Source organism: Paenibacillus sp. J2L1-98 (assembly GCF_056269405.1).
The window spans coordinates 451552-477535 of the sequence record NZ_JBWDNW010000002.1 but is presented as its reverse complement, the minus strand read 5'-3'; the positions used below and the strand labels follow the sequence as shown (position 1 = coordinate 477535).

The 25984-nt window shown below is 48.3% G+C and carries 27 protein-coding genes and 1 riboswitch; of the genes, 25 read left to right on the top strand and 2 right to left on the bottom strand.

Translation table 11 applies throughout. The annotated features are described in order from the left end of the window. The first annotated feature begins 8 nt into the window (after positions 1-8). Positions 9-716 carry a lipoyl(octanoyl) transferase LipB gene (lipB, locus tag AC0YNZ_RS07010; RefSeq protein WP_475825926.1) on the top strand — a complete coding sequence of 236 codons (708 nt, stop codon included), beginning with the start codon at positions 9-11 and terminating at the stop codon, positions 714-716. A 183-nt stretch (positions 717-899) separates the two neighbouring features. After that, complete coding sequence (locus AC0YNZ_RS07005) at positions 900-2033, top strand: M20/M25/M40 family metallo-hydrolase (protein WP_475825925.1); 1134 nt, start codon at positions 900-902, stop codon at positions 2031-2033. 142 nt (positions 2034-2175) lie between these two features. Here AC0YNZ_RS07005 and mciZ read toward each other — a convergent pair whose 3' ends face one another. Then, positions 2176-2340 (bottom strand): Z-ring formation inhibitor MciZ, encoded by a 165-nt coding sequence (gene mciZ / locus AC0YNZ_RS07000; RefSeq protein ID WP_110770514.1) that lies wholly within the window; start codon positions 2338-2340, stop codon positions 2176-2178. 97 nt (positions 2341-2437) lie between these two features. On the opposite strand from mciZ, the gene AC0YNZ_RS06995 reads away from it, so the two are divergent. The 3 genes from AC0YNZ_RS06995 (at position 2438) to fur (ending at position 5260) form a co-directional block, all read left to right on the top strand. Next, the gene (locus tag AC0YNZ_RS06995) at positions 2438-3001 is read left to right on the top strand and encodes an NUDIX hydrolase (RefSeq protein WP_475825924.1); all 564 of its coding nucleotides are present in this window, start codon (positions 2438-2440) and stop codon (positions 2999-3001) included. Positions 3002-4073: 1072 nt separating this feature from the next. Then, on the top strand, positions 4074-4694 hold the full coding sequence (gene spoIIM, locus AC0YNZ_RS06990; RefSeq protein WP_475825923.1) for a stage II sporulation protein M: 621 nt from the start codon (positions 4074-4076) through the stop codon (positions 4692-4694). A gap of 92 nt (positions 4695-4786) precedes the next feature. Further along, positions 4787-5260: a ferric iron uptake transcriptional regulator gene (gene fur / locus AC0YNZ_RS06985; protein ID WP_110770512.1), complete on the top strand. Its 474-nt coding sequence runs from the start codon at positions 4787-4789 to the stop codon at positions 5258-5260. A gap of 51 nt (positions 5261-5311) precedes the next feature. Here fur and AC0YNZ_RS06980 read toward each other — a convergent pair whose 3' ends face one another. Beyond that, a complete protein-coding gene (locus AC0YNZ_RS06980; protein WP_475825922.1) occupies positions 5312-6469 on the bottom strand; it encodes a S8 family peptidase in 1158 nt (385 codons plus the stop codon). A gap of 252 nt (positions 6470-6721) precedes the next feature. Between AC0YNZ_RS06980 and ald the strand changes: the two genes are divergently transcribed. The 20 genes from ald to ribH all read left to right on the top strand — a co-directional run bounded on the left by ald (position 6722) and on the right by ribH (position 25955). Then, a complete protein-coding gene (gene ald / locus AC0YNZ_RS06975) occupies positions 6722-7864 on the top strand; it encodes an alanine dehydrogenase (protein ID WP_475825921.1) in 1143 nt (380 codons plus the stop codon). A gap of 77 nt (positions 7865-7941) precedes the next feature. After that, positions 7942-8175: a YqzK family protein gene (locus tag AC0YNZ_RS06970; protein WP_475825920.1), complete on the top strand. Its 234-nt coding sequence runs from the start codon at positions 7942-7944 to the stop codon at positions 8173-8175. Between the two features lie 114 nt (positions 8176-8289). Then, a complete protein-coding gene (gene xerD / locus AC0YNZ_RS06965; RefSeq protein WP_475825919.1) occupies positions 8290-9180 on the top strand; it encodes a site-specific tyrosine recombinase XerD in 891 nt (296 codons plus the stop codon). Positions 9181-9227: 47 nt separating this feature from the next. Beyond that, a complete protein-coding gene (gene deoB, locus AC0YNZ_RS06960; RefSeq protein WP_475825918.1) occupies positions 9228-10421 on the top strand; it encodes a phosphopentomutase in 1194 nt (397 codons plus the stop codon). Between the two features lie 58 nt (positions 10422-10479). Beyond that, positions 10480-11319, top strand: coding sequence for a purine-nucleoside phosphorylase (locus tag AC0YNZ_RS06955; RefSeq protein ID WP_475825917.1), 840 nt, complete (start codon positions 10480-10482; stop codon positions 11317-11319). 110 nt (positions 11320-11429) lie between these two features. Beyond that, positions 11430-11588 carry an aspartyl-phosphate phosphatase Spo0E family protein gene (locus AC0YNZ_RS06950; RefSeq protein WP_181426056.1) on the top strand — a complete coding sequence of 53 codons (159 nt, stop codon included), beginning with the start codon at positions 11430-11432 and terminating at the stop codon, positions 11586-11588. A gap of 37 nt (positions 11589-11625) precedes the next feature. Further along, the gene (locus tag AC0YNZ_RS06945; RefSeq protein WP_475825916.1) at positions 11626-12957 is read left to right on the top strand and encodes a pyrimidine-nucleoside phosphorylase; all 1332 of its coding nucleotides are present in this window, start codon (positions 11626-11628) and stop codon (positions 12955-12957) included. A 313-nt stretch (positions 12958-13270) separates the two neighbouring features. Continuing rightward, on the top strand, positions 13271-14467 hold the full coding sequence (locus AC0YNZ_RS06940; RefSeq protein WP_475825915.1) for a D-alanyl-D-alanine carboxypeptidase family protein: 1197 nt from the start codon (positions 13271-13273) through the stop codon (positions 14465-14467). Positions 14468-14728: 261 nt separating this feature from the next. Further along, positions 14729-15082, top strand: a complete 354-nt coding sequence (gene spoIIAA / locus AC0YNZ_RS06935) for an anti-sigma F factor antagonist (RefSeq protein ID WP_056627784.1) — start codon at positions 14729-14731, stop codon at positions 15080-15082. Next, on the top strand, positions 15079-15525 hold the full coding sequence (gene spoIIAB / locus AC0YNZ_RS06930) for an anti-sigma F factor (protein ID WP_475825914.1): 447 nt from the start codon (positions 15079-15081) through the stop codon (positions 15523-15525). Before spoIIAA ends, spoIIAB begins: the two co-directional genes overlap by 4 nt. 19 nt (positions 15526-15544) lie before the next feature. Then, the gene (sigF, locus tag AC0YNZ_RS06925; protein WP_110770500.1) at positions 15545-16300 is read left to right on the top strand and encodes an RNA polymerase sporulation sigma factor SigF; all 756 of its coding nucleotides are present in this window, start codon (positions 15545-15547) and stop codon (positions 16298-16300) included. 114 nt (positions 16301-16414) lie between these two features. Continuing rightward, positions 16415-17065 (top strand): stage V sporulation protein AA, encoded by a 651-nt coding sequence (locus AC0YNZ_RS06920; protein WP_110770499.1) that lies wholly within the window; start codon positions 16415-16417, stop codon positions 17063-17065. Beyond that, positions 17058-17486: a stage V sporulation protein AB gene (locus tag AC0YNZ_RS06915; protein ID WP_475825913.1), complete on the top strand. Its 429-nt coding sequence runs from the start codon at positions 17058-17060 to the stop codon at positions 17484-17486. Before AC0YNZ_RS06920 ends, AC0YNZ_RS06915 begins: the two co-directional genes overlap by 8 nt. A 25-nt stretch (positions 17487-17511) precedes the next feature. Beyond that, positions 17512-19158, top strand: a complete 1647-nt coding sequence (locus AC0YNZ_RS06910) for a spore germination protein (RefSeq protein ID WP_475825912.1) — start codon at positions 17512-17514, stop codon at positions 19156-19158. Between the two features lie 131 nt (positions 19159-19289). Next, a complete protein-coding gene (gene lysA, locus AC0YNZ_RS06905; protein ID WP_475825911.1) occupies positions 19290-20621 on the top strand; it encodes a diaminopimelate decarboxylase in 1332 nt (443 codons plus the stop codon). A 52-nt stretch (positions 20622-20673) separates the two neighbouring features. After that, positions 20674-21105, top strand: coding sequence for a peptidylprolyl isomerase (locus AC0YNZ_RS06900; RefSeq protein ID WP_475825910.1), 432 nt, complete (start codon positions 20674-20676; stop codon positions 21103-21105). A 33-nt stretch (positions 21106-21138) separates the two neighbouring features. Then, positions 21139-21349, top strand: a riboswitch (FMN riboswitch). Between the two features lie 221 nt (positions 21350-21570). Beyond that, entirely contained in the window at positions 21571-22674 is a 1104-nt protein-coding gene (gene ribD, locus AC0YNZ_RS06895; protein ID WP_475825909.1) for a bifunctional diaminohydroxyphosphoribosylaminopyrimidine deaminase/5-amino-6-(5-phosphoribosylamino)uracil reductase RibD, read from the top strand. Between the two features lie 180 nt (positions 22675-22854). Beyond that, positions 22855-23514, top strand: coding sequence for a riboflavin synthase (ribE, locus tag AC0YNZ_RS06890; protein ID WP_110770494.1), 660 nt, complete (start codon positions 22855-22857; stop codon positions 23512-23514). Positions 23515-24225: 711 nt separating this feature from the next. Continuing rightward, positions 24226-25461, top strand: coding sequence for a bifunctional 3,4-dihydroxy-2-butanone-4-phosphate synthase/GTP cyclohydrolase II (locus tag AC0YNZ_RS06885; RefSeq protein WP_475825908.1), 1236 nt, complete (start codon positions 24226-24228; stop codon positions 25459-25461). Positions 25462-25484: 23 nt separating this feature from the next. Then, positions 25485-25955, top strand: a complete 471-nt coding sequence (gene ribH / locus AC0YNZ_RS06880) for a 6,7-dimethyl-8-ribityllumazine synthase (protein ID WP_056627814.1) — start codon at positions 25485-25487, stop codon at positions 25953-25955. The last annotated feature ends 29 nt before the right edge of the window (positions 25956-25984 follow it).

The following is a 25984-nucleotide window of genomic DNA, read 5'->3' as shown; positions in this document are numbered from 1 at the left end:
ACACCATCATGGCTGAAGCGGATAACGCAAATGGCTTAAGACGGCTGGATGCCCAGTATATCGGCATGCTTGATTACGCTCAGGCGTGGGAGCTGCAAAAAGCATACGTAAAGCAAATTGATAAGGGGGAGCGCGAGCAGTCGCTGCTCCTTCTTCAGCATCCGCCAACCTATACAATGGGTTCTGACAAACATCCCGAGCACCTGCTTCTAGATGAGTCAGAGCTTAAGGAGCGCGGCATTGCTTTGTTCCAAATCGATCGCGGGGGTGATATTACCTATCACGGACCCGGTCAGCTGGTTGGCTATCCGCTGCTCTATTTGGAAGCCGATGGCCTTGATTTACATGCTTATTTGCGCAGCTTGGAGCAAGTCATGATCAATTGGCTTGCCGAGTACGGTATAGAAGCGGGAAGAAAACCGGAATATACAGGAGTGTGGGTCGGTGACCAAAAGATTGCTGCCATCGGGGTGAAATTTAATAAAGCCCGGCAGCGGCGGGGCTTTATTACGAGTCACGGCTTTGCTCTAAATATCAAATCTGGGATAGCCGCAGAAGGGTTTAGCGGAATCGTCCCTTGCGGAATCCAGCAGTTCGGCGTGACCTCCTTCAATGATTTAACGGGGCTCGAGCTATCGGTAGAGGAAGCGGCGAAAGAGTTGCTCCCTCATTTTGTGAAAGAATTCAAATGTGAATTGGATCTAGTAAAGAAATAACGAACCAAGACCAGCTACCAAAGTGGATAAAATCAGTGCGGTCACGACTAAAATAGCAACAATTCGGATTAATCGCTGTCTGCGCATTTGGAAAACCCCTTTCTCGATTTAGAACGTATTGGCTGACTACGAGCTTGTCATTTACTCTATTGTATACGAAAGTGACGAACGGAGGAAACGTTAATGATTGCAAAAGATCGGCTGGTTAATGAATTTATGGAATTGGTGAGAGTAGATAGCGAAACGAAGCATGAGCAGGAAATAAGCCGTGTGCTTAAGCAAAAGTTCGAAGCGCTCGGTTTGCAAATTAGCGAGGATGATGCCGCGGCAAAGACAGGCCACGGAGCGGGCAACCTGTTCGCGATTTTGGAAGCAGAGGGTGCGGACGCATCAGCGCCGACGATTTTTTTCACCTGCCATATGGATACAGTTACGCCTGGCGTAGGCATTAAGCCGCAGCTGGACGCTGACGGATACATAAGAAGCGATGGCACGACCATTCTCGGCGCCGATGATAAGGCCGGTATTTCAGCTATATTTGAAGCTATACGCGTCGTTAAGGAGCAGTCCATCCCGCATGGCCGCATCCAATTTGTCATCACGGTCGGCGAAGAGTCGGGTCTTCTAGGCGCACGAGCGCTAGACGCGTCGAAGCTGGAGGCGAAGTTCGGGTATGCACTGGATTCAAACGGAGCAATTGGCGATATCGCGGTGGCAGCGCCAACGCAGGCTAAGGTTACAATCAAAATGTATGGACGTTCGGCGCATGCAGGCGTAAATCCGGAGGATGGCATAAGTGCAATTCAGGTTGCTGCGAAGGCAATTGCGAGAATGCCGCTTGGCCGTATCGATAATGAAACGACTGCGAACATTGGCCGGTTTGAGGGCGGAGGCGCTACGAATATTGTGTGTGACTTCGTGAAGCTGGATGCTGAAGCGAGAAGCATTGTTCAGCATAAGCTGGACAATCAAATCGAAGCGATGCGCAAAGCTGTGGAGAGCGCTGCAGAGGAGTTTGGAGCGCGCGGCGAGCTTGAGAGCGAAATTATATATCCCGCCTACCAGTATGATGATGAGGATTCCGTCGTACAGCTTGCGAAAAAAGCAATCGTAGCAATCGGTCGAACGCCGCGAACATTTCATTCCGGCGGAGGCAGCGACGCGAATATTTTTAACGGCTTAGGAATCCCAACCGTCAATTTGGCTGTCGGCTATGAGCATATTCATACGACAAAGGAACAGATTAAGGTCGAGGATTTGGTCAAAACGACCGAGCTCGTTGTTGAAATTATGAAGCAGGCTGCTATTGCGAAGTAAGCAAAAGCGGACTATTCTTTAGAAAATGATTGCTGCTTGCGGAATTTGCTTGCTGCAACATGACAGAAAGCCCTTCAATCCTGAAGCTCAGCGTGAGCTGAACGCGGATGGAGGGTTTTTGTCTGAGAGTGATAGGCCCGGACTAATTCGTTTTTTCCAAAGGTACGCGGCGCACGCTGATGACGTTTGTATATTCGGACATCGGTGTTCTTGATAACGATGCGGCAGACAGCTTGCGAAGCTGTTGACGTATTTCCCAGCCTTTTCCTACTAAACGTAAATGGTTCAACCCAACATATTGTTTCATATTAATCGCCCCTGTCGTTTTGATATAATGATAGTTATGCAGGGGCAGGACAAGTTATGCTCACGATAAGTAAATACATATAAAGGAGCGGTTACGAATGGAAGAGCAACAACGGGCAGCGCTATGGCGTGAGGAAACGATTAAGACAGAGCCTATTTTTGAAGGCAAATTGATTAAGCTGCAGGTAGATACGGTTGCGCTGGCAGATGGCCGGACCGCAACAAGGGAAATTGTAAAGCATCCTGGCGCGGCTGCGGTCATGGCGCTTTTGGATGGCAAGCTGCTTGTAGTCGAGCAATTCCGCAAACCGCTTGAAAAGTTTCAAATTGAAATTCCGGCGGGCAAGCTTGATCCCGGTGAAGATCCGCTCACTGCGGCTGCTCGCGAACTGGAAGAGGAAACAGGCTACCGCTCGAACGATCTTAAGCTCCTAAGCGCTTTTTATACTTCACCTGGATTTGCAGATGAGAAACTGTATATCTATTTCACCGACAAGGTTGAGCTAGGCGTCCAGAACCCCGATGAGGATGAAGATCTAAAGGTCGAAGCGATCACCCTTGAGCAAGCTGAAGCCTACATACAAGAAGGCCGCATAAGCGATGCAAAAACGATACTAGCCGTCTACGCTTGGAAACTATACACCCTAACAGGTCGGCTTTAGCCGGCCTTCCCCCCAACATACCCGTCATACCTCCATGAACGCCCTCATACACTAGAAAGACAACCTCTCTATACCAAATTCGCTGTTAGAATATTTAAATTCATCATAAAAGCGCCTTACTTTAAACTTTTTGTGTGCCCCACAGGGATGAAAGCGATGATTTAGTTTCAGTTGATCGAACTAAATGAAGCCGTATTTAACAATTGGGTGGATTAGGTGCAGCTCGTTGAACTAAAAGCTCATATATGAGTATACAAATTAAAAATCGTTGTTTAGTTTCGTGAAATGAAGCTAAACAGAGCTTTTATCAAAAAGTTTAAAAATTAAGTTAGCAAAATGAAACTAAATAAAAATCTAATGGATTAGCAAGGAGGTTGAGAAGGCAAACGCGTCCCAAAGGGACGAAAGTGCTCAGCCTCAAACTTTAATTGAGTCCCGCAGGGACGAAAGCGCGTCCGCCGCAAAAACAGATCGCATACGCCTGTCAATCTCCCGCGTTAGTCCAATTGCAGGTGTCCAGAGGGTGCAACCCTCGGGGTCCTCCCTCGGATGGGAGGGTTTGGGTGGGTTCGAGAGCTTCCAGTGAGTCTCCTATAAGAGTCTCGTTCAAGCGATCAAGCTTCCAGCGTGTCCCGCAGGGACGAAGCGCTCCGTCACATACACTGCTCTAAAGTGTCTGTTTACCTCCATCGTTAGTCCGATTGCGGGTGTCCAGAGGGTGCAACCCTCGTGGCCCTCCCTCGGATGGGAGGGTTTGGGTGGGTTCGAGAGCTTCCAGTGAGTCTCCTATAAGAGTCTCGTTCAAGCGATCAAGCTTCCAGCGTGTCCCGCAGGGACGAAGCGCTCCGTCACATATACTGCTCTAAAGCGCCTGTTACCTCCATCGTTAGTCCAATTGCAGGTGTCCAGAGGGTGCAACCCTCGTGGCCCTCCCTTGGAAGGGAGGGTTTGGGTGGGTTCGAAAATCTTTTAAGGTTTGGTTTTAAATGAAATTGTTCGAAAGCCCTTGAGGTCTCTGGAGAAGCCCTTCCACGAAAGGGCGGGTTCCACAATTGTGAAAGGTTTGGTGACTATGGCAAAAAATCAGTTATCATTGTATGTATTTGTATCGGTTTTATTTGTGGTAGGCGTTATTTTCGGCGCGTTAATGGTTAATGCGCTTACCCTTGAGCAGCAGCAGGAGCTGGCTCAGGACGTGGATCAATATGTTCAGCTGATGAATGCGAAAACAGGAGCGGGAGAGGCGCATGCATTTTGGGAACGGTTTTTTTTCCACAGCAAGTGGCTGCTTTTATTGTGGCTGCTCGGCATCACCGTTGTCGGAATTCCAGGCGTGCTTGCGCTTAATTTTTTGAAGGGTGCTTTGGTAGGGTTTTCGGTAGGGACGCTCATTAATCAGTATGCATGGAAGGGAGTTCTCTTCTCGCTCGTATCGGTCGCACCGCAAAATATAATTGCTGTTCCGGCGATGATCATCATGAGCGCCGCTGCCATCTCGTTCTCCATGTTTGTTATCAAAAACAGGCTTCTCCGGCAGAAGGGAGAGCTGGCCCCTCAGCTGGGTTCATATACTTCGACTGCTGTTCTTATGCTTATTCTTTTTGCAGGTGCGGCGCTGTTAGAAACCTATATTTCTCCTGCTCTAATCGCTTTGGTTTCACCTCTTCTTTCGTCTGCGATCGCCACAAACTGACACCAAAACGTTTGACTTTATTACAGGTTAGCACCTATAATGAGAGGAAACGTTTCCTGAAATAGGCACAGTCATGCGGTAGGGGGGAATTCATGGAAGCCCGGATTGAGAAGATCAAACAACAGTTGCAGTCGCAGGGCTACAAATTAACCCCGCAGCGCGAAGCAACGGTGCGTGTTTTACTTGAGAATGAAGACGATCACCTGAGCGCTGAAGATGTATTTATGCTAGTTAAGGATAAAGCCCCAGAAATCGGACTTGCAACGGTTTATCGGACATTGGAATTGCTAAGCGAAATGCATGTAGTCGAAAAATTGAATTTCGGCGATGGGGTAGCACGGTACGATTTGCGTACGGACAGCAACAAACATCATCACCATCACTTAATATGCGTACAATGTGGAACAATGGATGAAATTAAGGAAGACTGGCTTTTGCCATTAGAAGAACGGCTTGAGCAGGAATATGGATTTTTTGTGATCGACCACCGCCTTGATTTTCAAGGTATTTGCCATCGATGCAAAGAGAAGAACGATAACGCAAACCCGACTGAAAATCAAACTTAAACGGCTTGGCTGCCCAGCATAACTGGACGGCAAAGCCGTTTTGGCATTTTTTTAGGCTTTATAGATACGATCGAGCTGTATCAAACCTGCGCCTTGTGCGAGCGAACTGTAATTTTTCAGCTTCAGCGCCCGTTTTCGCAGTCTGTTTTTTACCGCATTCGCGCTTAATCCCGGTTTACCGGCCAGAAGCAAGGCGGCTCCGCCTGTAACATGTGGTGCAGCCATACTCGTACCGGAAAGTTTAATGTATTTGCCGTTTAGCCAGGTCGATAATATGTTTTCGCCCGGTGCTGATAGTCCGATCCCGCGGCCTCTGCTGCTGAAGCTGGCAATTTTATTCAAACGGGTAGAAGCGGCAACAGCAATCGTCTCAGCAAAAGAAGCAGGCTCGTCAATTTGTCCGCTTGCGTTTCCAGAATTGCCTGCCGAGGCTACAATGACTATGCCTTGCTTGGCCGCACGCTTTATCGCATTGTGCAGTGTATTGCTGCTCTCGGAGCCAAGGATGCCAAAGCTCATATTAATAACATGCATCCGGTTTTTGATGCACCAATTGATTCCTTCGATAATATCCGAAACAAACCCCTCACCGTTCTTATTAAGAGCTTTAACTGCGTACAACTTCACTGCGGGAGCGGTTCCCGTTATTTTGCCGGCTATGCCAATCGCTGAAATGATTCCCGCTACATGAGTGCCATGCCCATTGTCGTCTGCGAAGGAGAGTCCGTTGATCGTGTTTCTTCCTCCGGCTATCCGTAAATTGGGATGACTCGCTATTCCAGTGTCGATAATTGCGACTTTTATTGATTTTCCTTTCGTAGTAGTCCATGCGGCAGGTGCTTTTATACGTTTAATGTTCCACGTAACAAGAGCGGTCTTATTTGCGCGTATCAATAGTGGGATTGAGGGGCGTTGACGTACGATTGGCTGATTTGGCAATAAGTTGTGAGCGCGGATTTTAAAGTCCTTCTCAATTAGCTTAATATGAGGATTTTTCGATAACGCCTGCAATGAAGTTCTTTTATGAAAATGGCAACCGATGATCCGGCTGCTTGAGACGGTCTTGAACGGATTGACTCCTAATTCCTTAAGCTGCTTAAGGCAGCGTCTATAGGACTGTGCTGAACGAAACGTTAACAGCTTGCGGTAGGTATGTTTAGAAGGTTTGCATGAAGTGCAGCTTTTAAATATCGCTTTAAGTTTTGACAATGGACGTAGAACCCCCTAAAATGGCATTTTACTCCTTCAGTCTATGGAGGAGGCCGCATTTCCGTATGGGTAACTGTCGTTTACGCACATATTTTTTGAAATATAACAAAGCATAGAAAGGATATCAGTGATTTTATTATATTTCACCGCGAAATGCCGATAAGGACGATCATTCCTTGCTGATCGTTCATACAACATAATAGGAGAATCTTTAAGCAGTGAGATTGAGAAAAAACCTAGGAGGAAATAGACATGATTGTTGGAGTTCCGAAGGAAATTAAACAAAGCGAATATCGTGTCGCCTTAACCCCTGCTGGTGTTACTGTACTGGTTGCAGCCGGCCATAGCGTGCTCGTCCAGTCGGGGGCAGGGAGCGGAAGCGGCTTCGAGGATAGCGATTATGAGAGTGAAGGCGCTGAGCTAATTAGCACAGCAGCGGAGGTTTGGTCACGGTCGGAGATGATCATGAAGGTTAAGGAGCCGCTTCCCGAGGAATTTGCTTATTTTCGCGAAGGCTTGCTGCTGTTTACGTATTTGCATTTAGCAGCGGCTCCCGAATTGACGAAGGCACTTGTCGATAAAGGGGTTACGGGTGTTGCTTATGAGACGATTCAGCTAGCTAACGGCAGCCTGCCGCTGCTCACCCCTATGAGTGAAGTGGCAGGGAGAATGTCCGTTCAGGTAGGTGCACAATTTTTAGAAGCATTTAACGGCGGAAGAGGCGTGCTGCTTGGCGGTGTGCCGGGTGTACCGCCAGCGGAGGTCGTTATCATCGGCGGCGGCATCGTGGGCACGAATGCAGCGAAAATTGCGCTTGGAATGGGCGCCAACGTGAGCATTTTGGAGAGAAGCGCCGATCGCATGAGGTACTTGGACGATACGTTTGGCGGAAGAATTCATACGCTGATGTCCAGCCCTTATCAGATAGCAGAAGCTGTTTCGAAAGCTGATCTGTTGATTGGCGCTGTTCTTATCCCGGGCGCGCGCGCTCCTCATCTGGTGACGGAGCAAATGGTGCAAAGCATGAAGAAAGGAGCGGTAATTGTAGACGTTGCAGTCGATCAAGGCGGCTCCATAGCAACCGTTGACCGGCCGACTACCCATAAGGATCCGATTTATGTGAAGCATGGCGTCGTTCATTATGCGGTTGCCAATATTCCGGGCGCGGTGCCCCGCACATCGACATTTGCCTTGACGAATGTGACGATTCCTTATGCGTTAGATTTGGCGAATCACGGTATGGAGGCAGTACGCAAAAGCATACCGCTGCAAAAAGGAGTCAATACCCATGCCGGAAAAGTAACCTATGAACCGGTTGCGGCCGCTTCCGGCTTACCTTATACACCGCTTGAAAAATGGATGGACAGTGTTCCCTATGACAGCCTGCAGGAATGATGGCATATTTGCATAAGCCTCCTCATATGGTGATATGGATGGACAATCGTATCGGCATTATAAGGAGGCTGGTTTGCATGGTTTTTTCTATTCGGAAATGGACGAGCCGCATCGTTTTTATCGTTATTTTTACTATACTGCTTTTTGCCGTAACGGGCGGCTATCGCTGGCTGGCCGATGCGATTTCTCCTGTTCATCCGTACCGGGAGCCCAGAGGGGCTGCCTTAAAAGTATTTGTAACGGATCCAAACTCGCCTGACAGCAAAAAAGCCGCCGACCGGCTGAGATGGTTTTATTGGTATGGAGAGTAAAGTTTTGTGCAGGTTGCATAGATTATCGGTTCAAGCAGGATTTAAGGCGTCGAATGTTGAATGGTTTTGTAGAATAAGCTTGTAAGTAATGTGCCTTATGTGAAAGGAATACCAATGAAAGATCATGTAAATCGTTTTATTCAGTACTTGCACATGGAACGGGGATTGTCTGCAAACACGCTGTCATCCTATGAACGGGATGTGAAACAATTTATTTTCTATGCGGAAGCGATTGGTCTTACTGAGCTGACCGCCGTTCAAAGACACCACATTTCAAGGTATATGCTGCATTTGAAGGAACAAGGAAGGAAGGCTGCGACGCTATCGCGGCATATTGTATCCGTGCGCGCCTTTTTTCACTATTTGGTTACAGAAGGACTCATTGTAAACAATCCTTCCATTTATATGGAGGCGCCCAAGCAAGAGAAGAAGCCGCCTAATATACTAAGCGTTGCTGCCACCAGCACGCTGCTAGAGACACCTAATAGCGCCAGCGCTACCGGCAAACGCGATAAAGCGATGCTGGAGCTTATTTATGCAACGGGAATTCGAGTGTCGGAACTTGTGTCGCTCAATATGGAGCATATTAATATGCAGATGGGGTTCGTTCAATGCATCGGCACAGGCCTTAGGGAAAGAATTGTACCTTTCGGCCGGCTCGCCGCAGACGCATTAACGGATTACCTGCAAACAGGCAGAGATGAATTGTTGACGCTTAGAGAGTCGGAATCAGCTCTCTTTCTTAATCATTTGGGTACTCGTTTGACAAGACAAGGGTTTTGGAAGACGATAAAGAAGTACGCGAAGGAAGCTGGAATTGAGGAAGAAATTACGCCTCATACGCTAAGACATTCGGTCGCAGCACATTTATTGGACAATGGCGCCGATATTCGGTCCGTTCAAGAGCTGCTGGGGCATGCGGACATATCAACCACGCTCAAGTATACGCAGGTACCTAAAACGCGTATGAAGGAAGTATATAACCGAGCCCATCCGCGAGCTTAAACGGGCAGGCGGCACTGCATGCACTGACAGAGGAGGGAGTCATACATATGAAATTTGATCGTATTGCGGTAATCGTATTGGACAGCGTTGGAATAGGCGAGCTTCCTGATGCGGAGTCGTTCGGTGATTTGGGCTCGCACACGCTTGGTCACATTGTGGAGAGAGTACCCCGTACGCAGCTTCCTCATCTGAGAAGATGGGGACTGGATCGTATCGCTTCTATACATGATTGGTGCCCGGGAACGGACGGGCCGGCTGCCTATTATGGGAAAATGGCCGAGGTATCGGTGGGCAAAGATACGATGACTGGCCACTGGGAGCTGATGGGTCTCGAAATGACCGTACCGTTCCAAACCTTTCCTGAAGGCTTTCCGCCAGAACTGCTTGGTCCGTTCGAGGAACGGACAGGCCGCAAAGTTATCGGGAACAAGCCGGCAAGCGGCACCGACATTTTGGATGAGCTTGGGGCCGAGCAAATGGATAGCGGCGCGTGGATCGTCTATACATCTGCAGATAGCGTATTTCAAATTGCAGCCCATGAGGATGTCATTCCTCTCGAGGAGCTTTACCGTGCTTGTGAAATTGCGAGAGAGCTGACGATGGATGAGCGCTTTACGGTCGGACGCGTCATTGCAAGGCCCTATATAGGCCAGCCAGGCGCCTTCAAACGTACACCTAATCGTCATGATTACGCTGTGAAGCCGCCTCAGCCGACCGTTTTGAATGCATTGAAGGAAGCGGGCTTTGATTCAATTGCCATTGGGAAAATCAACGATATTTTTGATGGGGAGGGCATTACAGCCTCCACGCCAACCAAAAGCAATGCAGACGGCATCGATAAAACGATTGCGCAGCTTAAACAGCCCTTTAAAGGACTTCTATTTACGAATCTGGTTGATTTCGATTCCCTTTATGGCCATCGTCGCGATCCAGCGGGCTATTCAGCCGCGTTGGAGGAATTCGATCATGCGGTTCCCAATTTGGAGCAGCAGTTAGGCGAGAGAGACTTGCTTATCATTACGGCCGACCACGGGAATGACCCTGTGCATCCGGGTACGGATCATACTCGCGAATACGTGCCTATTTTATTGTACAGCCCTTCATTTAAGCAACCGGGCCAGCTCGGCGTGCGCTCAACCTTCTCGGATCTTGGAGCAACGATCGCCGAAAATTTCGGTGTACAGGCGCCACCGAACGGGACAAGCTTCCTTTCCGAGCTTATCATAGAAGATCATAAGTAACGATATTCATAATTTTGAATAGCACTTTAATTGAATTTATTTTGGGAGGAATATCGATATGAGTACAATAACTCCGGCAGTACTGACCGCAGCGCATATCAAAGAAGCGGCAAAGTTTATCGAGGCGCAAACCGAGCAAAGGCCTGAAATCGGTTTGATCATGGGTTCGGGACTCGGTGTGCTTGGTGACTATTTGGAGGATGCGGTGACGATTCATTATCAAGATATCCCTCACTTTCCTATTTCTACAGTTGAAGGCCATGCTGGCGAGCTGTTGATCGGAACGCTTTCGGGCAAAACAGTATTGCTTATGCGTGGACGATTTCATATGTACGAGGGATATGGTCCGGAGCTAACCGCATTCCCGGTTCGTGTAATGAAGGCGCTGGGCGTAAAAACATTGCTGGTTACGAATGCTGCAGGCGGCATCAACACCGATTATGAATCGGGTAATCTTATGCTAATCTCCGACCATATTAATTTGACCGGGAAAAATCCGTTAATCGGTCCAAATGACGACGAGCTCGGCGTACGGTTCCCGGATATGTCGGAAGCATACAGCAAGCGTCTGCGATCTATCGCTCGCGGGATTGCTGAAGCACAGGGCATTCCGCTGCGTGAAGGAGTTTATGCAGGATTGCTCGGGCCAACCTATGAAACACCTGCAGAAATTCGGATGCTGCGAGTGCTGGGAGCTGATGCTGTCGGAATGTCGACTGTTGCCGAAGTAATCGCGGCGCGTCATTCGGGAATAGAAGTAGTTGGAATTTCCTGTATAAGCAATATGGCCGCGGGTATTTTGGATCAACCTTTGTCTCATGCAGAAGTTATGGAAACGACGGAGCGCGTCAAGTCCCAATTTTTGGGACTTGTTACAGCATTAATCGCTGTCATGTAAGGTTTTTTGTAACACAATTGTAATAATTGCGTCGACTCAATATGACAGTGTTTTTTTTGTGAATCGTCGTATAATGTCCATGATTACAGAAAGATGGAGTGGAAAAAGACATGGACAAGCAATTAATCACGCAGATGGAGCATTTGCGTAAGAAGATGGTAGAAGCGGCTCTGTTGAATGAAAGCCTGCAGCATTTGGACGTAATCATGCTAAGCCAATCACTTGATGAGATTATTGTCCAGGTGCAAAGAGAACAACGTTCTTTATAAAGAGGTCAATACTGGGTTGGTGAATGGAGAGGGAAACATGCGGTCGGTAGATCTTATTCAGAAGAAAAGAGACGGTGGCGAGCTGACCGCGTCGGAGTTAACATTTTTGATTGATGGCTATTCTCGCGGAGATATACCTGATTATCAGCTGTCGGCATGGGCAATGGCAGTGTTTTTCCGTGGTATGACGTCTAGGGAGACAGCAGCGCTAACGCTTGCAATGGCTAATTCAGGTGATCAAGTTGATCTCGGCCCTATTAGCGGAATTAAAGTAGATAAACATAGCACGGGCGGCGTTGGCGATAAGACAACATTGATACTTGCGCCTTTGGTCGCTTCAGTAGGGATTCCCGTTGCAAAAATGTCCGGTCGCGGCTTAGGCCACACCGGTGGTACGATCGATAAGCTCGAATCAATTGAAGGTTTCCGGACGGAGCTGTCGAGAGAGAAGTTTATGACGCAGGTGAACGATATCGGATTATCTGTAATTGGCCAAAGCGGAAATCTTGCTCCAGCAGATAAGAAGCTGTATGCACTCCGCGATGTTACGGCTACTGTAGAATCGATTCCGCTTATCGCTAGCTCGGTCATGAGCAAGAAGATTGCTGCAGGCGCGGATGCGATCGTGCTTGATGTAAAGACGGGCAGCGGCGCATTTATGAAGACACTGGAGGATTCCGAGAAGCTGGCGCAAGCGATGGTTGAAATCGGGACAGAGGTTGGCCGAAATACAGCAGCTGTTATTAGCGATATGGATCAGCCGCTGGGCTATGCAATCGGAAACGCGCTAGAGGTTTATGAATCGATAGAAACGCTTAAAGGTAACGGCCCGGAAGACCTTACTGAGCTCTGCTTGACATTAGGGGCTCATATGGTCGTATTAGGCGGGAAGTCAGACTCCATTGAAGCGGCGAAGCGGCTGCTTCGCGATCAGATTGCGAACGGGGCGGCATTAGCAAAGTTCAAAGCGTTTATTGCTGCGCAAGGCGGGGATGCTTCGATTGCGGATGATCCTTCAAGACTTCCGCAAGCGCCGGTCACTGTTGAGGTGAAAGCAGAGTCTTCCGGTTTTGTTAGTGCGATCGAAGCAGAGCAGCTTGGTCTTGCAGCTATGCTCCTTGGCGCGGGCAGAGCAACAAAAGATGCGGTCATTGATTACGCGGTTGGCGTCACGCTGCGCAAGAAGGTTGGTGATTCCGTGGAAGCAGGCGAAACCATTGCGCTGCTTCATGTTCGCGTATCAAATGAGTCTGCAACCGAAGTCGCGGACCGAGTACGTCAAGCGTATACGATCCGTGAAGAGAAGCCTGAGAAACGCGCGTTATTGCTTTCAGTCATAACTTCTGAAGGCGTTACCCGTTATACTTAAGTTTATAATGAATCGAAATCCGCTCCGGGTATATGCCGGGGCGGATTTTTTTGTTGCACAATTAACCCTAGCTTATGGAATAATTTCCAACTTAAAAGTCAACACTGAATAGAGAAATATAAGCGAATTGTGCGCAATCTTCATTTGCATCACAAACAAAACAATTGGTGGCTTACGAAGCTAGGTTAATCGACTGCTTCATCGCAGCTATCATAAGCTATGCGGACGCTTATGAAGTGAGTTTTGCTTCTCAAAACCAAGTGGTAGCTTACGAAGTGAGTTTTGCTTCACAAAACTTTAGGAGGAGATCTAGTTGAAAAATCGTTCTATCAAGCTATGTATTCTTTTTCTCGCATTCGTGATTGCGCTGCCTGCGGCCGCGTTTGCTGCTGTGGAGCCAACGCCGGCTCCCAACGCCCAAAAACAAGCGCCTTCTGCTAATCTGGCGCCATCGGCCCGTTCCGCGATTCTGATGGATGCGGACAGCGGGACCGTTATTTATGAAAAAAATAGCCATGATAAGCTGCCGCCCGCGAGTATTACTAAAATTATGACGCTTCTCCTCATCATGGAAGCGCTCGATGACGGTAAGATCAAATTGACAGACAACGTGCAGACAAGCGAGTATGCCGCATCGATGGGAGGCTCTCAAATCTTTCTCGAACCGGGAGAAGAGATGAGCGTTGAAGATATGATCAAAGGCATTGCGCTTGCTTCCGGTAACGACGCCTCGGTAGCAATGGCCGAGAAGCTGGCAGGCACTGAGCAGCAATTCGTAGCGATGATGAATGAGCGGGCGAAGCAGCTTGGCATGAACGATACACAGTTTAGCAATCCGAACGGCTTGCCTGTAGCGAATCATTTCTCGTCAGCGCATGATATTGCGGTTATGTCGATGGAGCTCCTTAAGCATTCCGAAGTAACGAAATATACAGGGCTTTATCAGGATTATTTGCGCAAATCGTCCGAGAAGCCTTTCTGGCTTGTAAATACGAATAAGCTGGTACGGTTCTATAGCGGAGCGGACGGCCTGAAAACAGGCTTTACGAGCGAAGCGAAGTACTGCTTGTCGGCTACGGCCAAGCGCGATAATATGCGGGTCATCGCAGTCGTAATGGGAGAGCCCGATACGAAGACTAGAAACGCTGAAGTATCGCAAATGTTCGATTATACGTTTGCGCAATATATGAATCACGCGATTATCAAAGAGGGAGACTCGATGGGCACGCTCCAAATTGAGAAGGGCACAACGCCTGAGCTTCCGCTCGTCGCTAAGCATCCATATAGCGTGCTTCTCAAAAAAGGCAGCCAAACGAAAGATATCCGTTACGAGCTGAAAATCAACGGCCCTCTGAAGGCGCCGGTCCAAATCGGCCAGCCGATAGGCAAGCTGGTCGTCTATCAAGGCGAGCAGGTTCTGAAGGAATTTGATGTGGATGCGCCGTTATCGGTCGAACGCGCAGGCTGGTGGAAATTGCTGAAGCGATCCTTCTCCGGATTGTTTGCTTAGACTCCTTTTCAGCGCGGTAACATCTGATTGACTTCGCACATTTTGTCAGCTGATAGCGGTATGCTTCTAGTTTTGTCGCCATGCAGGAAAAGGTCACCATTTTGGAGAATTGCTAGTTCTATCTCGGCAAGTGTAAACGTCTGCAGCTCTTTTAAGGCAGATCGGCAAACGTTTCACGGTGAAATATAAGGAAGGAATACAGGTTAGCTTATTCTTACTTATGTTTGGAAAAAACCAAACTTAGAGGAGATGAACAGCATAATGAGTCTGCAAGCAGAACTGGAGCAATACCGCAATGTGCTGATCGTAAGGCTTCGGGGCGAGCTGGATCACCATACTGCCGATGTTGTGCGCTATAAGATGGAGGAAGCACTTCTTCGCGGCAGCAGCGAGCATGTCATTCTCAGCTTGAAGGAGTTGCAATTTATGGACAGCTCCGGTCTTGGCGTAATATTGGGCCGGTACAAGCAGGTGAAGAGCAAGGGCGGGAAAATGGTCGTCTGCGACGTAAATCCAAACGTTTATCGCTTATTTGAAATGTCTGGCCTGTTCAAAATATTGACCATTCATGAAAACGAACGTACCGCAATTTCCAGTTTGGAGGTGGTGTCATGAACGGATCCAATGAAATGACGCTTTCCTTCAGCGCCCGCTCGGAAAACGAAGCCTTCGCACGAATAGCGGTCGCTGCATTTGTGTCACAGCTCGATCCGACGCTCGAGGAGCTGAATGATTTGAAGACCGCAGTATCCGAGGCCGTGACGAACGCGATTATACATGGCTACGAAAGCGATTCGTCTTGCAAGGTTACGATCGAAGCGAGAATCGAGGGCGATTCCGTATCCATTACCGTGTCGGATAACGGACGGGGCATTGAGGATTTGGATCTGGCGCGTCAGCCGCTCTATACATCGAAGCCGGAGCTTGAGCGCTCTGGAATGGGCTTTACAATCATGGAAAACTTTATGGACCGTTTCGAGGTTTCAAGTACGATAGACGGCGGAACTCGCGTGGCGATGCTGAAACGAATCGAATCGAAAAAAGCGCTCTACAATTAGCGCATAGGGGTTGAACCTCATGGATGTCAATCTAAAGCAGACGGCCCAGCCATACTTGGATGACGCGGAAGTAAAGCGGCTCATTGCGTTAAGTCAATCCGGCGATACGCTTGCAAGGGATACACTCGTTCAGTGCAATATCCGTCTAGTTTGGTCAGTCGTGCAGCGGTTTATCAATCGCGGTTATGAGCCCGAGGATTTATTCCAAATCGGCTGCATCGGATTGCTTAAGTCAGTGGACAAATTCGACTTGTCCTATGATGTGAAGTTTTCTACTTATGCGGTTCCGATGATCATTGGGGAAATCCAACGGTTTTTACGCGATGACGGCACGTTAAAGGTCAGCAGATCCCTCAAGGAAACCGCCAATAAGGTGCGTAAAATGAAGGATGAGCTGTCCAAGACGTTAGGCCGCTTGCCCACCATTAGTGAGGTTGCGGAGCGGCTGGGCATTACGCCCGAGGATGTCGTATTCGCACAGGAAGCGAACAAGCCGCCGACGTCCATTCACGAAACGGTGTTTGAGAATGACGGCGACCCCATTACGCTGATGGATCAAATAGCGGATGAATCTCAGGAACGGTGGTTTGACAAGCTTGCGCTGGTTGAAGCCATTGAAGGTCTGAGCGAGCGTGAACGATTAATCGTATACTTGCGTTATTACCGTGACAAAACGCAATCCGAAGTAGCGAGCAGGCTGGGTATATCGCAGGTGCAGGTATCGCGGCTTGAGAAAAAAATATTACAGTCCATCAGAGACCAAATCGCCCTTTAAGGCGGTTTGGTTTTTTCTATTTTTTACCTCAAATCGCATGAGTATCCGAATCGTCCTTTTCTCATACTAAAAGGGAAACATAAACAAAAGTTTAAGCAGAAGGGAAGCTGACAAATGGCAACACCCAACCATTCGGTCCTCTATCTGCGTCTAAAGAAACGAATCTACATGAAACCGAATCAACGTGTCTCCTTGGGGCAGGCGGCCAGACTGCTGGCTGAAGACGACTTGTTCGAGAAGCGGTTAAAGGAGCTTGTCCTTTACGAGCACAAGAAGGCGGACGGCAACCGTGTCGTTATCGACGTGCTGCAAATCGTCAAAGCCATTCGCCAGCTGGAGCCGGATTTAACCGTTGAAGCCTATGGGGATCCGCAGGTTCTCGTGATGATAGCGGAGAAGCCGGTAAAGCCGCGAATTGCGGTGCTCATTCTGGCATGGCTGCTGCTGTTTTTTGGAGCGGGTCTCGCGATCATGAATTTTCATACGGATGTCAGCATGAAAGAAGTTCATATCCGGATCGTCGAGCTGATTACCGGTAAGCGTACCGATCATCCGCTATGGTTTCAAATCCCGTATTCGCTGGGAATCGGGCTTGGAATGGTGTTGTTCTTTAACCACATTTTCCGCAAACGGTTCAACGAGGAGCCGAACCCGCTTGAGGTTGAGCTGTATATGTATCAGGAAAATGTGAATGCTTACGTCATTGCCGATGAAATGCGCAAAAAGTCGGATTACGACCAAACAAAGGATAATGGCCATGATTAATGCTTTAGCCAATATTTTTGTGGCTCTTCTTGGCTTGGCGGGCGGTCTTGCAGTAGGCAGCGGACTGGTGGCCCTGCTTATTGTTCTCGACCTTATACCGCGCCTCGCTCAAATCGCAAATGCCTATCGTATGTCCATTTGGTTCGAGACGGCTGTTATATGCGGCTCGCTTTACTGGACATTTGCCGATTTTATGAATTGGAGACTGTCATTGCCCTCAAGCGTTTTTTTGAGCGTTTCAGGTCTGTTTGACGGCATATTTGTCGGGATGCTGGCTGCTGCATTGACAGAGGTGATGAACGTGCTGCCGATTTTGGCAAAAAGAATGAATCTGTCAGACTATATGGTCGGGCTCGTAATGGCGATGGTCCTCGGGAAAACGTTAGGCTCGTTATTCGATTGGCTTGTATATCAGTGGTAGTTTATTAAGGACGAGGTGAGGGCGAATGAAGGATAAACATTCAGACCATGAACATGATCAAGGGCAAGAGGCAATGCCTTCTTTTTCGAAGCTTTACGGGGATCAGCAGCAAGAGGAATCGGGAGTGGCGTTAGATGAAGCGTCATTCGTACGTAGTAAAAAGAGACAAAGGATCGGCAGCGCCGTTTCAGAGACTGCAGGGAATGAGGATAAATCACCGATTCCGGATCACTTGGATAGTGTACTTGATCGTTTGGAGAAAGAGATTGGCTATAAAACAAGCTTCGACGTGGTCGTAAGAGAGATGACGTTTGGCGAAAAGCGTACCGCTATGCTTTGTATGAACGGTTTAGCGAAGGACAACATTTTGACTGAAGTGCTCAAACGGCTTACTTTCCTGCAGCCGGAGGATCTGTCAGCTCACGCGTTTCAATCATTCCTTGATTTGTACGTGCCTGCCGCTCAGGTAACGAAAGAAGATGACTGGAACAAAATGTTGACCGGCGTGCTTTCCGGAGTAACCGCTTTGTTTATCGACGGCGAGACAAGCGTCGTCATGATCGATGCCAAAGCTTTCCCTTCACGCGGGCCGGAAGAGCCGTCGCTCGAGAAGGTCGTTCGCGGAAGCAGAGACGGCTTCGTGGAAACGTTGATGGTTAATGTGTCGCTTGTCCGCAGGCGCTTGCGTGATCCGCAGCTCCGTTATGAGGTCGTACGAGTGGGCGAGAGAACGCAAACGGATGTATGCATCGCATATATCGATGACATCGTGGATAAAGAGCTGCTCAAATCCATTAAGGATAAAATATCGATGGTTAAGATCGACGGCTTGCCGCTTGCAGATAAGCAGCTCGAGGAGGCTACCGTAAAGCGGGGCTGGAGCCCGTTCCCGCTTGTCCGCTATTCAGAGAGGCCCGATACGGTAGCTTCCCACCTGCTGGAAGGCTATGTGGCGGTATTCGTTGATACATCGCCAAGCGTCATGACACTTCCGACAACATACACCGATCTCATGCAGCATGCTGAGGAAAATCGTCAGACGCCGTTTATTGGCACCTATTTGCGATGGGTGAGATTTCTCGGTATTTTTGCTTCGCTGTTTATGCTGCCCTTGTGGCTGCTATTCGTTATGCATCCTGAATTGAAGCCGCCAGCGCTCGAATTTTTGGGACCTAATAAAACGGGTAAACTGCCGCTGGTCGTACAGTTTGTGCTCGCAGAGATCGGCGTCGATTTACTGAGGATGGCGTCGGTACATACGCCAAGCTCGCTTGCAACAGCAATGTCGCTCGTTGCTGCGATTTTAATTGGCGATATTGCCGTACAAACCGGTATTTTTGTGAATGAAGTTATTTTGTACATGGCCGTTGCCGCAATCGGAATGTTCACGACTCCGAGCTATGAGCTGGGTTTGGCCAATCGAATCGTCCGGCTTGTCCTTATCATTTCAGTTGCGGCGTTTAGCGTCCCTGGTTTCGTTATTGCCACAACTGCCATTATACTGATGCTGGTCATGGAGCGTTCATTCAACCGACCGTACTTGTGGCCGATCATCCCCTTTGATATGAAGGCGCTGTGGAGCATTATCATTCGTCAGCCGGTACTTTACAACCGAACACGCCCCAATATTTTGAAGGCGCAGCAGATCGATAAGTTGCCAAAAACAGAGTAGATTCATAAAATGCAAATGAAATGTGAATTTATCCATTTCGTAGAGCGGGTAGATTGCGTTATACTGTTGCTATTGATGCAAATTCTATCCGTTCTATCTGCATGCAGATAGAAGAAAGCTGAGGGGAAACTATGTACCTGCATGGAACTAGTAATATTAACGCAAATGGACATTTGGAAATTGGCGGCTGCGATGTAGCTGATTTGGCTGCACAATTCGGCACGCCACTATATATTGTGGACGAGGCTCTAGTACGTCAACGTGCGAGCGAGTACGTAGAAGCGTTCAAAGCTTCGGGACTTCGCTTCCAGGTCGCTTACGCCAGCAAAGCGTTCAGCGTAATGGCAATGTGCGCGATTGCTGAGCAAGAGGGACTTTCCCTTGACGTAGTGTCCGACGGCGAACTTTATACGGCAATGCAAGCTGGCTTCCCGGCTGAACGCATTCACTTCCACGGCAATAACAAAACGCCTGAAGAAATCAACATGGCGCTGGATGCAGGCATCGGCTGTTTCGTTGTTGACAATTTTTCCGAGCTGCAGCTGTTAAACGCTCTTGCAGGCGACAAAGGCAAGAAAGTGAATATTTTGCTTCGTATTACGCCAGGTGTGGAAGCACATACACATGATTACATCTCGACTGGCCAACAGGATTCAAAGTTTGGCTTTGACCTTGGCAATGGCGCAGCGAAACAAGCTATTCAAGAAGCTCTTGCTTTGCCTAACCTCGTTATTTTGGGCGTGCATTCCCATATTGGTTCGCAAATTTTCGAGGTTGAAGGCTTCCGTATGGCAGTAGACAAGGTAGCTGATTTCGCAGTTGCAATCCGTAACGAGCTTGACCTGACGTTTAAAGTAATCAATCTTGGCGGCGGCTTCGGCATTCGTTATGTAGAAGGCGACACTCCGCTTCCAATTAGTGAATATGTAGCGGCAATTACAGGTGCGATTATTACGAATTTTACAAAAGCAGAATTCCCGCTGCCTGAAATTTGGGTAGAGCCGGGCCGCAGTATGGTTGGCGATGCAGGAACTACTTTGTATACTGTCGGTACAAGCAAACATATTCCGGGCGTTCGCAAATACATTGCTGTTGACGGCGGCATGACGGACAACCCTCGCCCAGCGCTTTACCAATCGAAATATGAGGCGGTACTGGCTAATCGTGCGAATGATCCTGCAGAAGAAACGGTTTCTATCGCGGGAAAATGCTGCGAGAGCGGCGATATGCTTATTTGGGACCTGGAATTGCCTAAAGCTGAAAAAGGCGACCTGCTTGCTGTTTTCTGTACAGGTGCTTATAATTATGCAATGGCGAGCAACTATAACCGCATTCGTCGTCCGGCTGTCGTTTTTGTAAAAGACGGGCAGGCTGACCTTGCTGTTAAGCGTGAATCGCTTGAAAATATCGTATGCAATGACGTCATTCCGGCTAGACTTCAAAAATCACCGCTTGCGAAATAAGGACGATATTGGTAACGTAGTCTTATCTGGATAAAGAAAGGTAGATGCAGCAATGGCAAAACAGGCTAAAATTACACTAGCAAACGGCGGAGAGGTTCTAATCGATCTATTCGATCAAGACGCGCCAAACACAGTAGCAAACTTTGAGAAGCTTGCTAACGAAGGCTTCTACAATGGTCTTACATTCCATCGTGTTATCCCGGGCTTTGTCGCACAAGGCGGATGTCCGAAGGGTAATGGTACAGGCGGTCCTGGCTACACAATCAATTGTGAAATTAACCCGAACAAGCATGAGCGCGGTACGCTAGCAATGGCACATGCTGGCCGTAACACAGGCGGCAGCCAGTTCTATATCGGCTATGCTCCACAGCCGCATTTGGACGGTGGACATACTGTTTTCGGTAAAGTATCGAAGGGTATGGAGTTTGTTGATGCTTTCAAAGGCGGAGACAAAATGGAAAAGGTTGAAGTTGAAACGATTTAGTGTTAAGATACTAACTATAATTATGTAAGTGCAGCTTTCCTTCGGGGTCAGGTGAAATTCCTAACCGGCGGTGATCGGGAAGGTACAGGCATATCGGACAACCGGTGCTTGTGCCTCTCGTCAGTCCGTGACCCGGGCTAATGAGCTTTTTCTATCCGTATTTTTACGTATAGAAGCGATTTAGAACGGTGGACCTGGTGCAAATCCGGGACCGACAGTATAGTCTGGATGGGAGAAGGAGATGCTTCGACAGCTATAATATTCAGCTTATTTTGTGTGTGCTTTATTTCACATGCAAAGTAGGTTTGTTTCTTTAGCGTATTTTACAAACCGTATTCGCATGATTTGCGAAAAGGAAAGTAGTCGGCAACTAAAGCCGACAACGCCGATCGGTTTTGTCGTGGTTCTCAAATTCTTTTTCGTCACCCCTGTCGGATCGTATGCCGATAGGGGTGTTTTTTGTACGTGGACATTTTAAACGACGAGTATTACATGCGGTTAGCGTTAGAAATGGCTTCTAAAGCTTCCGGCCAAACAGGAATCAATCCTGTAGTCGGATGCGTCGTGGTGAAGGATGGACGAATAATCGGAATTGGTACGCATTTAAAGCGCGGTACCGGACACGCTGAAGTGCATGCCCTTCAGATGGCAGGGGAAGAAGCTGCAGGCGCAACCGTTTATGTAACGTTAGAGCCATGCAGTCATTTCGGCAAAACGCCGCCCTGCTGCGAGCGCATCATCGCTGCGAAAGCGGCGAGGGTAGTGGTCGCAAGCGGTGATCCGAATCCTGAGGTGTCAGGCCGGGGCATCGCAAGGCTGCGCGAAGAGGGAATTGACGTTACCGTAGGCGTTTTGGAACAGCAATCCCAGCAAATGAACGAAAAATTCAATAAGTATATTACGACAAGGCTTCCCTTCGTTACGTTAAAAACCGCCAGCACGCTTGACGGTAAAATTGCATCACGGACTGGTGACAGTCGCTGGGTGACAGGCACTGCGGCGCGCGAGCAGGTTCATACACTGCGCCATCAGCACGAAGCGATTATGGTGGGAATCGGTACGGTTCTTGCGGATGATCCATTATTGAATACGCGGGCAGCCGTTCCGGCTATCGATCCGGTCAGAATCATCGTAGATTCGATGCTGCGTTTGCCGCTGAACGCAAGGGTAGTTACCGATCGATCGGCACGGACCATTGTATTAACCTCCAGTGAGGCAAGCGCGGAAAGACGTCAGGGTCTAGAGGCTGCGGGCATTGAAGTTGTCACCTGCGGGCTTGGGGCGAAGGTGGATCTGAGCGACGGGATGAGAAAGCTCGGAGAGCTTGAGATCGGTTCGATCCTACTCGAGGGCGGCGGCCAATTGAACGGTGCGATGCTGGAGGCATGTCTTATCGATAAAATTGTACTCTACTATGCAGCCAAGATTATCGGGGGAACTGAAGCGCCAGGCACATTTACTTTCGCTGGAATCGAGAAAATGGCAGATGCGGTCCAGCTGGAACGCGTGAATGTGGAAATGGCCGGCGAAGACATTTGCGTATCCGGCTATCCCGTTTACGAGAGGTAAAGGAAGCATTAGTACGTTATCACGCCAGGTTGGATAATGCGTTGCATCGTATGATTGAGAATTAGATGGATAGCTGAGCAAGCTAGAGATTGCGTACGATGCAGGTTTTGCATTTGCGAAACCAAGGATTATGTTTACGAAGCAGGTTTTGCATTCGCAGAGCCTTTGAGGAGGAAGCCCATGTTTACCGGATTAGTGGAAGAAGTGGGGAAAATGAAAGGGATAACGAGGCAGGGTGAGGCGATGCGTCTCGTCATTGGAGCCACCCTTGTTACGGATGGCGTAAAGCTTGGGGACAGCATATCGGTAAATGGCGTGTGCCTAACCGTTACGTCGTTTGACAAAGCTTCATTCTCTGCAGATGTAATGCCTGAAACGTTTCGCAAATCCAATCTTCATCAGCTCCGGACAGGCGAACGAGTGAATTTAGAGCGTGCGATGCAGGCGGGCGGACGGTTCGGCGGTCATATCGTTCAGGGTCATGTTGATGGCACTGGAAAAATAGTAAACCGGGAAACGGACGCGAATGCTGTTGTCTATAAAGTTCAATTAGAGGACTCAGACATGCTGCGCTACGTTATTCCGAAAGGCTCTATTACGATAGACGGCATCAGTCTTACTGTGGTGGACACAGCAGCACATTCCTTTTCTGTGTCGATTATTCCGCACACCCTTGATGAAACTGCCCTACAACACAAGCACGCGGGTGACACTGTCAATATCGAATGTGACGTCATAGGCAAATACGTCGATCATCTGCTGCATTTTAAAAGACCAGAAGCTGCACAAGCAGGGTCCAAGTTGACCACATCATTTCTTATGGAAAATGGATTCTTATAAATTTTTATCGATGTGTGATTATATTTCATGGCTAATATCGGATAGAGCGTAAGGTTCATTCGAAAAAATATGATCTAGTTAGTTTTTATCGCATGAAATGTTCATTTCTGCATAGAGCGGGTTGGGTAAACTACTCAATCAAAAATATCATCATAATTAGCAGTAAAAGCTCATGTTAATTTTGCACCAATGCGCTCTGCTGATATTTTCAACTGGAATTACTCCATGTAATTTGGATAAAACCGCCACTCGAAAGCGAAAAGTATTGAATTAGAGGGAGAATTTCCAGCTAACTAAAGCAAGAACCTATAAATCAGCCAATTAGCTGGAGATTTTCCAGTTATTTATTCTAAACTAACAGCATTCGTGGATAAGAGCGATGTTACAGAAAACGAAACACAAGATCGGCTTAATAACTCAATCGTTATTAAACCATCCAGATCTCTAAGCGACTCAAGCGCTACAACATCAAGCGTGTCCCGCAGGGACGAAAACGATCCTACGCAAGAGCCGCTCACAACCATCTCAGCATCTCTCACGTTAGTCCAATTGCAGGTGTCCAGAGGACGCAGTCCTTGAGGCCCTCCCTTGGAAGGGAGGGTTTGGGTGGGTTCGAAAAGCCTTTAAGGTGTGGTTTAAAGCCTTTAAGGTTTGGTAAAGCCTTTAAAGGATTGGTTGTCATATTAGTTGTCACAAAGGAGGGAATCCCAAATGGAACAAACAGATAAAATCCCATTTGATAAAATCGAAGATGCGCTTCATGATCTTAAGCTTGGGAAACCGGTTATTGTCGTGGACGACGAGGATCGGGAAAATGAGGGTGATCTTATTGCGCTAGCGGATCAAACGACGCCCGAGGTCATTAATTTCATGATCTCGGAGGCACGCGGCCTCGTATGCGTGCCTATCACGCAGGAGCGCGCCGAACAGCTTGATTTGCCGCCAATGGTCACGCATAATACCGATTACCATGGTACGGCATTTACCGTATCGGTCGATTATGTGGGAACAACAACCGGTATTTCCGCATTTGAACGCTCGGAAACGGTCAAAGCGCTTATTGATCCAACTACTAAAGCATCGGATTTCCGTAGACCTGGCCACATATTCCCGCTTATTGCAAGGTCGGGAGGAGTGCTTCGCCGCGCAGGCCATACCGAAGCGGCAATCGATCTCGCCGTTATGTGCGGCTCGGCCCCGGCTGCGACCATTTGCGAAATCATTAATGAAGACGGGACGATGGCTCGTTTACCGGATCTGCTCGTCTTTAAGGAAAAGCACAATCTGAAGCTCATCACGATTCAAGATTTGATCCAGTACCGCAATGCGATGGAGAAGCTTGTTGAGCGGGCGGTTGATGTAAAGCTTCCAACTGATTTTGGTACATTCCGCGCAATTGCATACACGAACTTCGTTGACAATAAGGAGCATATCGCGCTTGTAAAAGGCGATATCGATCCTGAACGTCCGGTGCTCGTGCGCGTTCATTCCGAATGCCTGACCGGAGATGTATTCCATTCACACCGCTGCGATTGCGGCCCGCAGCTTGAAGCGGCGCTGAAGCAAATCGAAGTGGAAGGCAGCGGCATTCTTCTTTATATGCGTCAAGAAGGAAGAGGCATCGGTCTTATTAACAAATTAAAAGCTTATGAGCTGCAAGAGCAAGGACTGGATACGGTTGACGCAAATTTAAAGCTTGGCTTTCCGGCCGATTTGCGCGATTATGGAATAGGAGCGCAAATTTTAAAGGATCTTGGCGTTCGCCAAATGCGCTTGCTTACGAACAATCCCCGCAAGATTAAAGGTCTAGAAGGTTATGGCCTAGAAGTTGTAGAGCGCGTACCGATCCAGATGGACGCAAACGAGGACAATAAAAGCTATCTGCGTACGAAGAAATCGAAGCTTGGACATTTGCTCAGCTTTGAAGATATTGATTATATCATTTAAAATAACGGAAGGAAGATGACAAAATGGCACGTATTTATGAGGGACATTTAGTATCAGAAGGTTTAAAATATGGAGTAGTAGTAGGTCGTTTCAACGAGTTTATTTCAAGCAAGCTGCTTGGAGGCGCACTGGATGCATTTAAGCGTCACGGCGCACAGGATTCAGACGTTGATGTGGCATGGGTACCGGGAGCATTCGAAATTCCGTTAATTGCACAAAAAATGGCTGAGAGCGGCAAGTACGATGCGGTTATTACACTTGGCGCCGTTATTCGCGGGTCAACTCCGCATTTTGATTATGTTTGCAACGAAGCGGCAAAGGGTGTAGCGGCAATCGCATTAAAAACAGGTATCCCGACTATTTTCGGCGTACTGACGGTTGATTCGATTGAACAAGCGATTGAGCGCGCCGGTACGAAAGCTGGCAATAAAGGATATGAAGCAGCAGCCAGTGCGATAGAAATGGCGAACTTGTCGAAGCAATTGCAAGGCTAAGCTGCGAAGATAAGGCTAGGCGGGAGGAA